Genomic DNA, 15,600 nt, shown 5'->3' on the forward strand with positions numbered 1-15,600 from the left:
TTAGAGTGTACTCTGGATGAGGTACAGGGAATGCAGAATTTTCGGTTTTGAATTTTCTGTTACGACTTGTACCCTGCAACAATTATTTCAGTTGGCACAAGTACGTAAACAGTTACATTCAACCTACAGTTTTCAGATTAAAAAAGATACTCCATGGGATAAATTTTGTAATCCAAGATGTTGTGCGATGCTTTGACCTACATCAGCAAAGGTATCGCGACGGCCAATAAAACGGCTTTTAAGATTAGGACCATATACTAATACTGGAATATGCTCTCTTGTATGATCTGAACCAGGAAATGTTGGATCACAACCATGATCCGCTGCAATAACAACTAGATCATTCGGTTTTAATAAAGCATCGAGCTCTGGAAGACGTGCATCAAACTCTTCAAGCGCATGAGCATAACCCGTTACATCCCGCCGATGGCCGAATGAGGAATCAAAATCTACAAAATTAGTAAAAACCAAACTACCCTCAGGAGCAGTATTCATGGTAGTCAAAGTAGCATCAAATAAGGCCATATTATCATCAGCCTTAATCACTTGAGTGACTCCCTGATGCGCATAAATATCAGCAATTTTTCCTAATGCAATCACTTCGCGACCGGCTTCTTTCAAGTAATCAAGTAGTGTTTTTGCAGGAGGTAAGGTTGCATAATCCTTACGATGAGCAGTTCGTTTGAAGGCTCCTGGTTGGCCAATAAAAGGTCGCGCAATCACTCGTCCTATCTGATATTCATCTACTAAAGTCCGCGCAATGTCACAAATATCATACAAACGCTGTAAACCAAAGTGTTCTTCATGGGCGGCAATTTGAAATACGCTGTCTGCGGAAGTATAAACGATGGGTTTACCACTTCGAATGTGTTCTTCACCTAATTCCTCAAGAATTGTAGTTCCTGACGCATGTTTCTCACCAAGCACTCCTGGTAAACCGGCACGTTGAATAAAGGTATCAATTAATTTTTTAGGAAAGCAGAACGGTTGTTCAGGAAAATAGCCCCATTCGAACGTCACTGGAACCCCTGCTAACTCCCAATGCCCGCTAGGAGTATCCTTGCCTAAGCTCTGTTCTACTGCATAGCCATAATGGCCCACAGGTTCAGAAAAATTAGACAACTCAACAAAACGTAATCCACAGCTTGCTAGGGTTGCATGATAAAGTCCCCGTCTGGCCAGATTGGGTAATGTTAAAGAGCCTTGGCGAAGCCCCTCTCGATTGCATTCACCACGCTCACATGCTTCATGGATGTGAACAAAAGTATTGGCACCAGCATCCCCATAACGAGGGGCATCTAAACTAGCTCCAATGCCAAAAGAATCCATCAGTAATATACAAACTCTCCCAGTCATCTTAGTTCTCAATATGTTGGCAGCGTGTTTCTTTTAAACCTATCAGCATGAAGAAAGCAATTAATAGGCCTACAGGTAAAATAATTGCAGCATATTGATATGCGCCGAGTAGATAAACAGGAGTTCCATTCACCATTTGCATACCCCCATGATTCGTTAATAAATAACTGAACATATTTTGATACACAATATAACCACCTTGAGTCAATATCGAAATGACACTTACAGCGGTTGCGGTCATTGCAGGTGAACTACTTTCAGCAACCAAAGCATAACTAATCACTTGCGCTGAAGTAAAAAAACCAAGCAAGAAAAATAAAAATGCCATCATGCTATAAGAAACAGGAAGGTAAAGCACTGCGAGTAAAGTTAATAAGGAAGCAATTACACCAATTTTCATAGGCATAATTCGTAAACCCATTTTATCAGATATCCACCCGACTAGAGGTGATCCAATAATTGATCCCAAAAATAACATACCATTTACGACAGACGCTTGCGAAGAACTAATATCTAACCGCTGTACTAGATATAAAGTCCCCATCATGGCACCAAATACAGCAATAGCCATATTCATTAAACTGGCATAAAATGCAGCCCGCAAATATTGAGTATTCAAATACGCCTTTTTAGCGGCTGAGAATACATTGATTGGTTTAACTACATGCTTTATTGATGTGTGCGGTCTTTCTTTTATCCAAAAAAACATAACGATCAGCATGGCAAAACCAAGAACTCCGACATCTTGAACTGCCTGACGCCATCCAACTAAATTAACCAATTGGGTTAACGGATATTGAGCCAACATGCCTCCAGCCATTGCCATAGTCACTATAGCTCCAGTGACCAAAGCCATACGTTTTGGTGGAAACCAATGCGATGCTAAACGGACAGGCCCTAAGAAACAGAAAGCACTACCTATACCTGTGATAAACCGACAAAATAAGGCCATATAAAATGAATGTGAGTAAGCCAGTAGAAACGTACTTGCCACACATAAAAACATAGCAATTAATAAAGTATTCTTAATGGAGAAGCGGTCAAGAACCATCCCAGCGACAAAAAGAAACAATACATTAGAAAGATAGTAAATGCTTGATAACCACGCCATTTTATCAGCTTGTATCTGATAATCCTGCATGATATTTGCAGCAATGGATGCAAACATATTCCCCTGAATAAACTCATAAAAAAAGAATAAGGTCGCAGCAAAACACACCAGCCAGGGTAATAATGAAGACTTCATCTCATTATATCCTGGAAACTCATCCACCACTTGCATCTTTACTCCTCAGCTTTATCGCTTGCAATATGTTTCACGGGTTATTAATACGGCAATTAAAGCCGCAACCGTAGTTATTGGGAACATCCACATGGCGTATTGAAAATCTACCACAGAATAAGTTGTTGCTGCCGACCCAGCATGGTGGGTTATTAACCAACCATAGAGTACTTGTCCTACGCCCCCACCACCCATAATAATTACTGAGGCAATACCTGTAGCAGCCCCAGTGTTTTCAGCAGAATTACTTTCAGCCACTAAAGGATAAGAAATTACTTGTGTGCTGGTAAAAAATCCTAAGGCAAAAAAGATAATACTAAGTGCAAACTGCGATAAAACGATATCCAAGAATAAAGGAATTACAATGATAAGGGTTGCAATAGCTCCCCCGATCATTAAAGGCTTTCGACGCCCCTGAGAATCAGACAACCATCCAGCCAATGGGCAACCAATAACACTTCCCATAAAAATCAAACTGACGACATTGCTGGCCGCCATTTCGGGTAAATGATGAACGACCTGCAAATAACTCGCACCCCATAAAGCGCATAAAACCATAATGGGTAAATTAAGAAAGGAGGTGTAAAAACCTGCCAACCAATTTTGTGAATTAGAGAATGCTTTGATAAATCCCGAAATAACTTGCCCCTGATTGGTACGAATTTTCATGGGTGACTCTGCGGGTTTATCGCTTACCATATAGTAAATCCACAGCAGCAATACAGCACCCACTGCCCCATCAATTAACAAAGCCTTACGCCATCCAAATAATTCATAAAGATACGCAAAAGGAGTATGGGCCATCATACCGCCAACAAAGGCCATTGTAACCAAAGATCCGATCACAAGAGCTTGCCTTCTTGGTGGAAACCAATGCGATACCAAGACGACGCAGGATAAGAAGCAAAATGCATTACCTATTCCGGAAAGAAAATGACAGAACGAAGCTAAAATAAACGAGTGAGTTAACGCAAAACCTACCGTACCAAGTACACAAATAAACATCGCGCTTAAAATAACAGTACGTGTAGAAAAACGATCCAGAATAATTCCAGCTGGAAGAAGAAATAGAATATCTGCCCACAAATAAGCGCTGGACATCCAACTTAATTGAGTTGCATCGATGTGAAAATCATCCCGTAAAGGCTGATTGATTACATCAAAAATGTTGAGTTGAAAAAATTCATATAAAAAAAAGAGTCCTGCCGATAGGCACACAACCCAGGCCATTAAATCACCACGGGGCACAAAAGTTCTCGAATCCACTGCAACAGATTGCGACACAGTTACTCCTTATGGCTTAAAAATTGCGCCCGATTATATCAAAACTCTAAATAAATTGGTATCTTTATTGAACAAACTTGGAGTCACTACGTGGTGTACAATTTCCCCTTGTTCAAGATAATAATATTTCCAATATTCCGCTTCTGCTGTTGTTATGTTTTTACACGTATTTTTTGCAGAAACTGGAATTCGCATCAATAAAAATGGCTTATCACCAGAGTGAACTCGTTGAATTAGGACCATTTTGGAAAACAATTCCGGTGCAACATCGGTGATATAATATGGCTTAATTGCCAGATAATTTTCTCGTCCATTGTCCAGCAATCGGCAAAGCTCTTTACTATTTAAAGCAAATTTTACTCGACCTCCTGAATAAAATTGAGCTGAGAATTCAGTTTTGAAATTCCAATAAATAAGATAGCTTCCAGCTTCGGGATGTTGCTTTAACCAGGCGGCAACTACATATTTTTCTGTTTTGGATATTGCTTGTGGAGTGGCATTGTAGGCAAGGGTTGCTGCAAGGAACAGTACTCCGACGAGTACAGAGAGCTTTATAATAAGCTGCCTTGCTCTGGTTATGGCCCCCACACGATCCCAGTACGTCACAAAAAACACTGAAAAAGCAGGAAGGCTTGGAAAAATATAGGTGTAAATAATGTTCCGGGAAAAAGTAAAAAAGACGATCGGAACTATGGTGCATAGAAAAAAGTAACTTAACCACCCGTTGTTGTCGACAAATACTTTGCGCACATTATGCTTGTATTTAATAAACCATGCAGCCCCGAGCACACACCAAGGCAAGGTCCCTATTACCGCATATATCCAAATCATTCCCCAGGCTTGTTGGTGTGCAAAACCATACTTGTCACCTACCCATCCTGGTTTTAAAAATCGATTGAAATTCTCACCAATAATAAAATAATTTAAAAATCCCGGCGTTCTTATTTCTGCCCAAATATACCAAGGAAGTGCAATTGCAAGCATGAGTATTATGCCCTTTATCCAAGGTAATCTTTCCCATAAATTACGCCACTGCTTCCGTAATAAAACCCAAAAAAATATGGGCATTCCTGATAAAACAATAGCAACAGGACCTTTTGCTAATAAACCAAGTCCCAAAGCTACAAAAAAAACATAAGACCAAAGTTTGCTTCCATCAACCACGGCCCGCCAAAAAGCGACCTCGACCAAAGTAATGCAAAGGACCAAAGAGGGGTCCGTCATTACAGTTCCTGCATCAAGAAAAAAATACAGTGTTCCTGAAAGCACCAAGGTTGTGACCATGGCAATGACATCACCGCTATGCCTTTTAACCAAATACCAAATAAGCCAAATCGTAATCAAAGATAGAAACAAACCGGGTAATCGAACAGCAAACTCATTAACTCCAAAAAGTTTCATTGAAAAAGCAGATAGCCAGGTAGACAACGGCGGCTTTGCCCAAAAAGGAACTCCATAATCATGAAGTGGCGTCACCCAATTTCCAGTTTCCAGCATTTTTCGTGCAATTTCGGCATAGCGTGCTTCGGAAACATCATTTAATGGAATAAAACAAATGGAAATTATTCGACAGACCAGAAGAAAGACTAATGCAAATTGTGCATTATAAAAAAATTGTTGTTGCAACTGATTGTCGTTTTCAATATTCAAAACAGATCCTCATTAAAAATTTCTCTCTTGCAAGTAAGCAAAATCTATGAATCTGAAATTTCAGCTCGCTTCATCAAGTTACATTGATTAGCACTCAATAAAAAATGACAGAAATATTACCCTTTATTTTAATTAATACAATTTTTTTATGTACATTGATAAAGAACAGCATCATTTTAATGCGCAATTTTGTAGTTAACACATTGAATTTTATAATTTTTCATGAAAAGAATGAAATTGTATAATGAAAATACATGACGAGCGGTTTACTTTAGTTTACACTGAGGCCTTGTAAGAAGATCTTACATTTATCCATTGGACATTTGGAGACTAACATGACGTTTGTATTAAAGGAACTAAGTGAATTAAGAAGCAATTTTGATGAAACCGTTAGAGTTATATTAAAACGTGAAAAAAAGGGGAAAATTGAAGACCTTCCCAACCCTCATAGAGTCTATGAATTTCAATACCTCTCAACAGTACTTTCTCAACTAGAAGAACAAGCAGCACCATCCCTAGAGATAATCAAAAAGTACGAAGAAAGAAAAACTTCAGAAAAAGAGAAGTTCTCTCCAAGTATACAAGAAGAACAAAAAAGAGAAAAAGCTCAGCATACTGTTACAAATCTAATAAATGCTTTTTATGGCGCAATGTTAACGGTACTCGTAGACATCGAAAAAAACCGGGGCATGTTAGAGTCATCGGGTTTACTTAGTGAGCGCCTAAACGATGCAATAGGCATCGGTGTTGAAACCAAAGAAGAAGATAGACCTGGCATATATCAAACTGCTAAATTCCGTACCGCAATAAACGCAGTCCTAAATCAGGTTTTTATAGGACATGATTCGCGTCAGGGATTTGCAAAACACCATATGTTATCTGCTATTCCAACTGAAAAATTAGATCAGCTGATGCAGATCTCCTATAAACTAGAAAAAGACGCCCAAAAGGCAATCGTTGCTTCTTTTACTAATGATGCGCAAACACCTGCTGAACTCAGTCATTACCAAGCAATAAAAAAATCACCTGCCTCTGCAACCAATCGATTTTCTGGTTGGGATAAACTCAAAGCGGCTCTTAAAGATTTAATCGAAGATGATCTTGCAGATAAAAGCATCCCCAAAGTTGAAAAGTTAAAATCAACAGAACGCATTGCTCAACTTACCTTTTTGGAGACAATAAGAGACACACTGGACCTTTCAGAAATCGATGAAGCTGAAAAAGTTGCCATTCTCGCTGGAGCCATGCATCTAGTTCGTAAACAAATCGAAATTGAGTATGCATCTTCATACATCTCCAGCAAAGAAAATTCGATTATTTTCAATGGATTAAACAAAATACTTGCTGTAGACGAAGTAAAACCGCAAGATGTTGAATCCTTGATTACATCAGCAACCCAATTCATGCAATTTATGACCATCGCGCCGAAAAATGATGGCAAAAAGGCAATTCGTAGCAACCATATTTTTTCAGCAATTGCAAACTTTAAATTAAAAGAATCTTTTAATTTACTTATTGATATGATCTATGATTGTCGCATGGCCTCATTAAAAGGTGCTGTAGAGGAATTTAAAAAAGAAACTAAAAAAGAATCCAAAAAAGAATCTAAAGAGTCTAAAGGATACTTAGGCAGTTTGTCTTCTACAATCGGTAAAACCTTCTTTGGAAGTAAGGCCACCGACGAAGAAGAAAGTGATGATGAAGAACTAGAACATACAGTTTTACCTACCAAAAACTAGTATTAATCTTCAAGCTTTTTTAACTTGTCCCTTTGAAATAAGGTAGCCAAATATTCACATTTGGCTATCTTATCTTCTTAATATTTTTGTAACCAACCTGTCTCAGAGCAGCCATTTAGGCTATTTTTTTGTTACAATGTCGGTTTCCCTATTTGTTTGTACCTTGCACTAATGAAAATTAAATTAATTATTAAAGAGATATCATTTATTTTATTGCTTCTAATAGCGAGTCAAAGCACCAGTTTTGCATTTGAGCATCGCAATTCTAAGGACACTGTTAATGATGTTAGTAGCATCTTAGATTCAGAGGATCATTCTCAAGAGAATTACGATAGAAAAAAAGAGCCCTCTAAAAAATCGATTGTCCCCAAAAAAATAGTATCTATCACCATCGATGATTTACCTTTTGTTGGTGAATATCGAAACTTTCATTTGAATATGATGATCGAAACCATGACTAAGGAGCAAATTCCTGCTACTGGATTTATTATTGCCAGTGAGGTACGCAAAAATAACTGGGAAATACTGCAGAAATTTCGCGATGCTGGTTTTGGATTAGGTAACCACACCCTTACCCATGCAAATTTAAATAAAATGGATACCAAAGAATACATTCAAGAAATTCGAGGTGCTGACAACATTTTAAATCCTGTTTTAACGAAGCCTAAATATTTTCGTTATCCTTACTTGGCGATGAGTTCTGGACAAAAAAAAGAAGACATACTTTGTTATCTTGCGCGAAAAAATTATCAGGTTGCCCCTATTACTATTGATTCCAAAGATTTTGTCTTTAATCAACGCTTGTTATCCGTTCCTGAAATGAACAGACGCACTTATCTTGACGAGTTGAAGCCGTTTTATCTGGATTTTATTTGGCAACAAACCCTACGTGCTGAAGAACATAATGAATTCCATCAAAATACGGAGCAAGCCCAAATTTTATTAATTCACGCTAATTTACTTAATGCTTATGTTTTGCCTGATATCATCAATTTGTATAAACAAAATGGTTATGAGTTTGTTAATTTAGAAGATGCATTAAAAACATTTAAAAATCAAATTCAATGCAATAGACCTCATGCTCTTGCGCAGAACAAAAAACGACCTCAGCAATACAAGGTTGCAAACGCAGATATTGAGAAATTTATCGAATGGGATTAAAAAACCAAGGGGCACTACCAGTGCTCACTTGGCGTAAAACAATCTACTCTTCTGGTGCGAACAAGGATGGACAAAAAACCAATAGGAAGCCAAGGATTCACTTTAATTGAATTAATGATGACCCTGTTTATTATGGCCATCCTTTCTGCAATCGCCTACCCTAGCTACCTTCATTTCTTGCTAAAAAAACATCGCTCCGATGCCATAGCCACATTAGCACAAGCTCAAATCACTCTGGAAAGGTGTTATGCCCAAAATTTTTCTTACAATGCGCCCTGCAATACATTACCCTTATTTCCGCAAAGATCGATTCAAGATTTTTACAGTATTCGCTTAACGCACATAGGAAACACTACTTATACGCTAACCGCAACCCCCATAGGTTACCAAACTAAAGATGAAACCTGTGCCAGTTTGAGTATCAATCAATCGAATGTGAAAACAGCTGTAGACTCATCCGGAGCCGCACAAACTATTTGTTGGAGTCCAAGCTAAGTTAGAACCTTATCTCCCCACAGTAAAATTTACTTTACAAACAAAAACCTATTCTCTACTATCTCGCTTAACGGACAGTCCAACTTAAAATGAAATGGAAATTTTTTGCTTTTTCACAGGCATACTCTATCTATATACGTTTAACCGTACTTTACCCCTAATTAGCCTACTCGTTTTTTTCCTAAGTCCAAAGTATTCCTTGATCCTCTTTTTTATTTTAGGGGTTTTACTGGCATTCCTGCATCAATCACTTAATTTAACTAAAGGATTGCCCAATATTCCCGTCATACCTAAAGTGACAATTCAAGGAACAATTGCATCTATTCCTAACCAAGATTTTTCTAAAACCCAATTTTTATTTGCCCTTGAGCAATATGAGCAGCATCCAGCTCAAGGATTAATCCAATTATCTTGGTATAACAATGCTCCTGAATTACGCGTAGGGCAACGATGGCAGTTTACTGTCAAATTAAAAAAACCGAGAAATTATCTTAATCCAGGAAGCGCCGATTATGTTGGCGCACTTAATACACGCCATATTCATTGGACGGGTTATATTCTTTCTAAAAACAATCAATTGCTTTCAGAATCTCATTCTCATTTTAATTGGCTTCGAGTACGTGAGCATTTAGGTCATCAACTCAACCAATTGGCGCCCAACCAATTCACAGCAGGAATTGTTGAAGCATTAACTTTAAATTTGACCAACCATATTAGCCAACAAAATTGGGATTTATTTAGACGTACAGGAACAACCCATTTATTTGGGATTTCAGGAGAACATATTGCATTGATATCAGGAATGATTTATTGGCTAATTCGTTGGCTATGGTCGCAAAGCGCCCTATGCTGTTTGTATGTTCCAGCCCCCTATGTAGCCAGTGTCAGCGGTCTTCTGGCGGCTGTGTTATATGCCTTCTTAGCAGGATTTGCTCCCCCAGTACAAAGAGCACTCATCGGCTGTTTTTTTTATACATTCTATCGTTTAGGCAAACAACGTTTTTCGGCCTGGCAAATATGGCGGTACGCGCTTTTTGGCGTTTTATGTATCGAACCACATGCAGTATTCATGCAAGGTTTTTATTTTTCCTTTCTCGCCGTAGCATGTTTGCTTTTAACTCAACAGCGTTGGAGACTAAAAGGATATAAAGGAAGTTTAGCCTTACAATTAAGTTGCTTAATTGGACTCATGCCTTTAACCCTCTACTGGTACTCGTATGGTTCAATTAATGGATTTATCGCAAATTTATTCGCTATTCCTCTGGTTGGCTTTTTAATCGTACCCATAGCGTTGATAACGATGGCACTCAGTTCATGGAATATTGCCCTCCTCTTAATGAAACTCTTATCGTTGCTGATTGCATTGTTATTTAAAGGATTAAGCCTTATTGAACATTTAGAAATTATTAATATTAATTGCTCTATTCATAGCATTGAATTCGTGATTATTTTGATGGGCGCTTTACTAATGTGGGTTTTATTACCCATTAAACCCTTTCAATGGATTACCCTACTCTGGTTACTGCTTCCATTTTTTCCATCCCGTACTCCACTATCACCAGGAGAAGCTGTAATTGATATTTTAGATGTAGGTCAAGGTTTGGCAGTTGCGGTAAGAAGTCAACATCATGTCATGATCTATGATACTGGAGATCGATTTTTCAAAGGAAATGATCTAGGGAATATGGTGATTTTACCCTATCTTAAAACCCTAGGAATAAAAAAAATTGATGCCGTGGTCATTAGTCATCCAGATAAAGATCACCGTGGAGGGCTCAAGTCCCTTGAGAAAGGAATGCACGTAGAGCAACTATTAGTCAATGAGCCTCGTTATTATGGTCATGGGGAATCATGTCATAATTATCCGCAGTGGCAGTGGGATGGTATTCATTTTCGTTTCTTGCCAATCATCATTCATTTCAAAAATAAAAACAATAACTCCTGTATTCTGCAAGTAAGCACTAAAGCTGGAAAGGTATTATTAACCGGAGATATTGAAAAAAAAGCCGAAGATTATTTAATAAAAACCTATGGAGAACAACTGGCATCCGATGTTTTAATTGTCCCTCATCATGGTAGTAAAACCTCTTCTTCTTATCGATTCTTGCTCGAAGTTGCGCCACGTTATGCCATAGCCTCTTTAGGCTATGATAATCGTTTTCATTTTCCTCATGCTAAAACTTTAACCGCTATGAGCTCATTACACATTCCCTTTTATAGGACAGATCAGTGCGGCATGGTGCGACTTAATTTGCCTGCTCAAGGGATAATAGATAAACCTCTTTGTTTTAGCGGACTCAATAACACCTAGCCCAATATTTAAAAAACTCGGGTTCTGCTATGCTGCCATCCAGGTTACAATAGCGGAGGATACGTCATCCCGAACGCAGTGAGAGACCTCGAAAAGATGGGTATGAGTAAAAATCAGGAGATCCTTCGTCGTAAACTCCTCAGAATGGCTTGGCCGTGAATGACTCTTAGATACTGCCTTAAATTCGATGCCTGAATTTCGGTCGCTCTTTTTTTTAAAAAAGCTATAGTAACTATTGAAACAACTGATTTGAGCAATTCATGTTAACTGATAGAGCAAAAATAGAATATTACCAGGCCTTACTTGCTAAAGACTCCAAATATGAAGGTCTATTTTATGTTGGAGTTAAATCGACTGGAATATTTTGTAGACCAACCTGTCCTGCAAAAAAACCAAAATTTGAAAATTGTGAGTTTTTTCACACAGCTCAAGAGGCACTCCTTGCGTCATATAGACCATGTATGCGCTGCCAACCCCTAGTTTATCCTAATCAGGCTTCTAATTTGATTCAACAATTAGTTGCAGCTGTAGAAGCTAATCCTGAAAAGAGATGGAGGGACAGGGATTTCGCCGCATTAGGAATTGATACATCAACGGCACGTAGACAATTTAAAAAACGCTTTGGCATGACTTTTGTTGCCTACGCGCGGGCAAGAAGAATGGGTATAGCCATGAAACAAATTCGTGAGGGTACAATAGTGATTGAAACACAATTAAATGTCGGATATGAATCCGGTAGTGGTTTTCGCGATGCTTTTTCTAAAATAATGGGAGCAGCTCCTTCGCAATTATCAAAACATCCTACTGTTTTAAAAGCCTCTTGGTTCGATTCACCTCTTGGGCCACTGCTTGCAGTAGCTGATGAGGAGGCATTACATCTTTTGGAGTTCGTGGATAGAAGAGGTTTAGAGCGTGAGGTAGAACGACTAAGAAATAAAATGAACGCAGCCATTATCCCAGGGGATACTGCCCCACTTCGTTCGATTGAAAAAGAACTCAAAGCTTATTTTTCTGGGGCTTTAAAAAAGTTTAACACTCCCGTCCAAATGTTAGGAACCCCGTTCCAAAAAATGGCCTGGCATGCTTTGACACTTATTCCTTATGGCGAAACAAGAAGTTATGCAGAACAAGCTCAAACTCTAGGAAAACCCACTGCATACCGAGCAGTTGCCAATGCTAATGGTGCAAATTCGCTTGCAATTATTATTCCTTGCCACCGAATTATTAACTCCAGTGGAAATTTAGGGGGGTATGGTGGAGGAATCTCACGCAAACAATGGCTTCTTGAACACGAACAGAAAAATAAATGAATAGCTCAAGAAAGAGTTCAAGAACTAAAGCCTATTATGAAAGCCACAGTTTTTCTAGCTCATGAGGAAGTATGCGGCCTTATAATTACCGTAAGAATTTTTTCAATTAATGCTGTTCTTTCATGCAAAATTTATGCACTTGGTACTTTTAAGTCAGGGCAAATTCTCACTTTATCATTTTCAAATAATGAAAATAATTTTGAAGAAAATGCCATGACCTCTTTAAACATTTGTAACTATTATTTACGTTTTCTTAACCATTGATCCTCTAAAAAAATAGATTCCCAATCATTATGAGTTAAATGTACCTCTCTTTATTTCAAAAATCCGATATAAGTTCAAAGGTAGTAATAACGCATGCAGAACAAAAATCGGATAGAGAGTACTACCAAGCGCATACATAATAAAGGCTACATTGGAGCAAATTGCGATGAGTCGTAATGTCAAAATCCTTTTGACATAGAACGTCGCTAACACTAAGCAACAGGCAACATAGCCAACAATTTCGATCGTTGATTCCATTTCAACTCCCAACTTACAATCCATTCCTATTCAACATACACCTAGTATGCGTGACTCGCAAGTGGGCTTAATTGTGTAAATTAGATAAAACGAAGCGAAATCTGTTTAAAAAATCACACAAAGAAATGTTCTAGATTTCGCTTCGTCTTTTTTCTGCAAACTATAGCGGTAATGGTGTTGCAGATGAAGGAAGCGTCGGGATGTAAATTCGTTCATTAACAAAGGTAATTGCTTCTCGTTCAAATGTTATTTTAATTGCAGAAAGCACTTCATCGCGTACTGTAGCTAAATCACTTTTTGACCAATACAATACTTTAAGTTCAACCCCTCCTCTATCAATCATCTGCGATAATAAAATTTGGGGGTTGGGTGTGGGTAAAATATGGTTGCATTCCTCACAAATTCTATGGAGTAATGATTTAATATTATGGACATCATGAACTGCATCAATTCTAAGTATTATCTCATCGCGTTTTTGAGGATATATACTTAAATTGGTAATTTCTGATTTGATTAAAGCCTCGTTGGGAATGCGAATCAAACGATTGTCATTGGTTTTGATTTTAGTTGATAACCAGTCAATAGTTTCTACTGTTCCCTTAGTATCTTTAATGGAAATCACATCCCCTACTTTGAACGGGCGCTCAAATAAAAGAAACACACCGCTAATAAGATTGGATGCCGCCGTTTGTGAAGCAAAGCTTAAAGCTACAGTAAATAGCCCCGCGGTACCTAGTAATAAGGTTAACTTAAACCCCATCTCATGCAATGCTGAAATCGAAAACAGCAAAAAAAACCCATAATAAATCACTCGACTTGATAACATAGCGAGGTGTTTTGAAAATCGATTTTCAATTATTTTTTCAACCCAGTGACTGATTTTTTTTGCAAAAAAATAACCAAAAAAAAGTAGAAATAATGCAAAAGCAATCTGTTCCCAATTTATATGCTTCAGATATTCTATTGTGTAATTCATAGGAGACTCATATAAAGATACGAAAAGTAATCAAAAATAGCATCAATTTTCACCAATAGATACTATAAACTTTTCATCAATATGGGGTATTGTATGACATGAAAACCTTTGCGTGTGGTTTTTTAAAATAAAAACCCACAAAACTCAGCCCGTGGGTTATAAAATTAAATTGCTCTTATAATTTTAATAACAAGACTCTTGTAACCAACAATGTCCATATCGATTACATACGCGAACAGTTTGACATGAGGGATAGTAATAGTCGTTATAGTAAGGAACCCCAATTACAACACCAGTCCCCCAGCCCCCATAACCACCGTGCCAGCCGCTATTATAGTAACCACCGTGCCAACCTCCGCCGTGCCAACCACCGCCATGCCAGCCTCCACCATGCCAACCGCCTCCACCGCCATGCCAGCCGCCGCCATGCCAACCCCCGCCTGCAGAACTCACTCCAGAAGCAAAGAGGCTTAGAGCAAAAACTCCAATGCATATGATTTTACTCATAATATTTCTGCTCATACTCATTCCCCGTTCTTAATCTCCATGAGTTTAATTATAGCTCAAGTACGTCTTAATAATAGTATCTCTGTCGATTTTTTGTGCCTCGAAATTGCATTTGAAATACATCTAATAAAAAGAAATAATAAGTTCCTGCTTTCTATTTAGGGTGTTTAATGCAACTCACTCAATTTACTGATTACTCACTGCGCGCTTTAATTTATATCGCGATCAAACAAAATACTTGCACCATTAATGATATTGCCTCGGCATATGCCATTTCACATAATCATTTGATAAAAATAATTCATAACTTATCAAAACTGGGGATTATTAAAACAACCAGAGGAAAAAATGGAGGGATTGTCATGGCTGAAAATCCTGCAGAAATTAATTTAAAAGCTCTTGTTTTAAAGCTTGAACCGCATTTTGATTTAGTACCTTGTTTTAACAAAGATAAAGCAAATTGTTGCATTGCACCTGCCTGTAAATTGCGAAAAATTCTTCTTGAAGCACAAAGCGCTTTTTTTGCAATTTTAGAGCAATTTAGCTTAGCGGACATTATTCTAAACAAAGTCGAACTTTACCCATTACTCAATCTGGCTCCTCAAGGAGAAGAATCTGATGCATGAAATTAAAATTAAAAGAATTTATGAGCAACTTGATTCATCAGATGGATACAGAATATTGGTTGATCGATTATGGCCTCGAGGAGTAAAGAAAGAGACCGCTGCTATAGATTTGTGGTTGAAGGAAATCGCACCAAGTAACGAACTACGCCAATGGTTCGATCACGAACCTGAAAAATGGCAAGAATTTAAAAAACGTTACATTAATGAACTGGCTAAAAAGCAAGAGCAAATCACAACAATCACTACCAAAGCAAAACGCCAAACTGTGACTTTGTTATACAGTGCTAAAGACGAAAAGTACAATAATGCAATCGCTTTACTTGAGTTAATTAATACCACAAGAAAATAATCAAATTTGGTACTATTTAAAGTTGTATTTAA

At 37.9% G+C, this 15,600-nt stretch carries 13 protein-coding genes; 7 read left to right on the forward strand and 6 right to left on the reverse strand.

What is annotated here, in order from left to right; genetic code table 11:
• Positions 1 to 132: 132 nt before the first annotated feature.
• The 4 genes from ACWTEW_RS12705 to ACWTEW_RS12720 are packed head-to-tail and all read right to left on the reverse strand — an operon-like array spanning position 133 to position 5,572.
• Positions 133 to 1,356, reverse strand: coding sequence for a phosphopentomutase (locus tag ACWTEW_RS12705; protein WP_454782000.1), 1,224 nt, complete (start codon positions 1,354 to 1,356; stop codon positions 133 to 135).
• A gap of 1 nt (position 1,357) precedes the next feature.
• Complete coding sequence (locus ACWTEW_RS12710) at positions 1,358 to 2,638, reverse strand: MFS transporter (RefSeq protein WP_454782001.1); 1,281 nt, start codon at positions 2,636 to 2,638, stop codon at positions 1,358 to 1,360.
• A 15-nt stretch (positions 2,639 to 2,653) separates the two neighbouring features.
• Entirely contained in the window at positions 2,654 to 3,922 is a 1,269-nt protein-coding gene (locus tag ACWTEW_RS12715) for an MFS transporter (RefSeq protein ID WP_454782002.1), read from the reverse strand.
• Positions 3,923 to 3,955: 33 nt separating this feature from the next.
• Positions 3,956 to 5,572, reverse strand: coding sequence for an ArnT family glycosyltransferase (locus ACWTEW_RS12720; RefSeq protein WP_454782003.1), 1,617 nt, complete (start codon positions 5,570 to 5,572; stop codon positions 3,956 to 3,958).
• 335 nt (positions 5,573 to 5,907) lie between these two features.
• Between ACWTEW_RS12720 and ACWTEW_RS12725 the strand changes: the two genes are divergently transcribed.
• From ACWTEW_RS12725 to ACWTEW_RS12745, 5 genes are all read left to right on the forward strand, one after another.
• Positions 5,908 to 7,311, forward strand: coding sequence for a hypothetical protein (locus ACWTEW_RS12725; RefSeq protein WP_454782004.1), 1,404 nt, complete (start codon positions 5,908 to 5,910; stop codon positions 7,309 to 7,311).
• 171 nt (positions 7,312 to 7,482) lie between these two features.
• Positions 7,483 to 8,472 carry a polysaccharide deacetylase family protein gene (locus ACWTEW_RS12730; RefSeq protein WP_454782005.1) on the forward strand — a complete coding sequence of 330 codons (990 nt, stop codon included), beginning with the start codon at positions 7,483 to 7,485 and terminating at the stop codon, positions 8,470 to 8,472.
• A 66-nt stretch (positions 8,473 to 8,538) separates the two neighbouring features.
• Positions 8,539 to 8,967, forward strand: a complete 429-nt coding sequence (locus ACWTEW_RS12735; protein ID WP_454782006.1) for a type IV pilin protein — start codon at positions 8,539 to 8,541, stop codon at positions 8,965 to 8,967.
• Between the two features lie 94 nt (positions 8,968 to 9,061).
• Positions 9,062 to 11,278, forward strand: a complete 2,217-nt coding sequence (locus tag ACWTEW_RS12740; RefSeq protein ID WP_454782007.1) for a DNA internalization-related competence protein ComEC/Rec2 — start codon at positions 9,062 to 9,064, stop codon at positions 11,276 to 11,278.
• Between the two features lie 260 nt (positions 11,279 to 11,538).
• Complete coding sequence (locus ACWTEW_RS12745; RefSeq protein WP_454782008.1) at positions 11,539 to 12,588, forward strand: bifunctional transcriptional activator/DNA repair enzyme AdaA; 1,050 nt, start codon at positions 11,539 to 11,541, stop codon at positions 12,586 to 12,588.
• Positions 12,589 to 13,270: 682 nt separating this feature from the next.
• Here the strand turns inward: ACWTEW_RS12745 and ACWTEW_RS12750 are convergent.
• Both ACWTEW_RS12750 and ACWTEW_RS12755 read right to left on the reverse strand, forming a co-directional pair.
• Positions 13,271 to 14,086 carry a mechanosensitive ion channel family protein gene (locus ACWTEW_RS12750; protein WP_454782009.1) on the reverse strand — a complete coding sequence of 272 codons (816 nt, stop codon included), beginning with the start codon at positions 14,084 to 14,086 and terminating at the stop codon, positions 13,271 to 13,273.
• A gap of 183 nt (positions 14,087 to 14,269) precedes the next feature.
• The gene (locus ACWTEW_RS12755; protein ID WP_483099567.1) at positions 14,270 to 14,593 is read right to left on the reverse strand and encodes a hypothetical protein; all 324 of its coding nucleotides are present in this window, start codon (positions 14,591 to 14,593) and stop codon (positions 14,270 to 14,272) included.
• 170 nt (positions 14,594 to 14,763) lie between these two features.
• On the opposite strand from ACWTEW_RS12755, the gene ACWTEW_RS12760 reads away from it, so the two are divergent.
• Positions 14,764 to 15,219: an Rrf2 family transcriptional regulator gene (locus ACWTEW_RS12760; RefSeq protein WP_454782011.1), complete on the forward strand. Its 456-nt coding sequence runs from the start codon at positions 14,764 to 14,766 to the stop codon at positions 15,217 to 15,219.
• The gene (locus ACWTEW_RS12765) at positions 15,212 to 15,568 is read left to right on the forward strand and encodes a DUF488 domain-containing protein (protein WP_454782012.1); all 357 of its coding nucleotides are present in this window, start codon (positions 15,212 to 15,214) and stop codon (positions 15,566 to 15,568) included. Before ACWTEW_RS12760 ends, ACWTEW_RS12765 begins: the two co-directional genes overlap by 8 nt.
• Positions 15,569 to 15,600 lie beyond the last annotated feature (32 nt).

The organism is Legionella stuttgartensis (assembly GCF_977063405.2).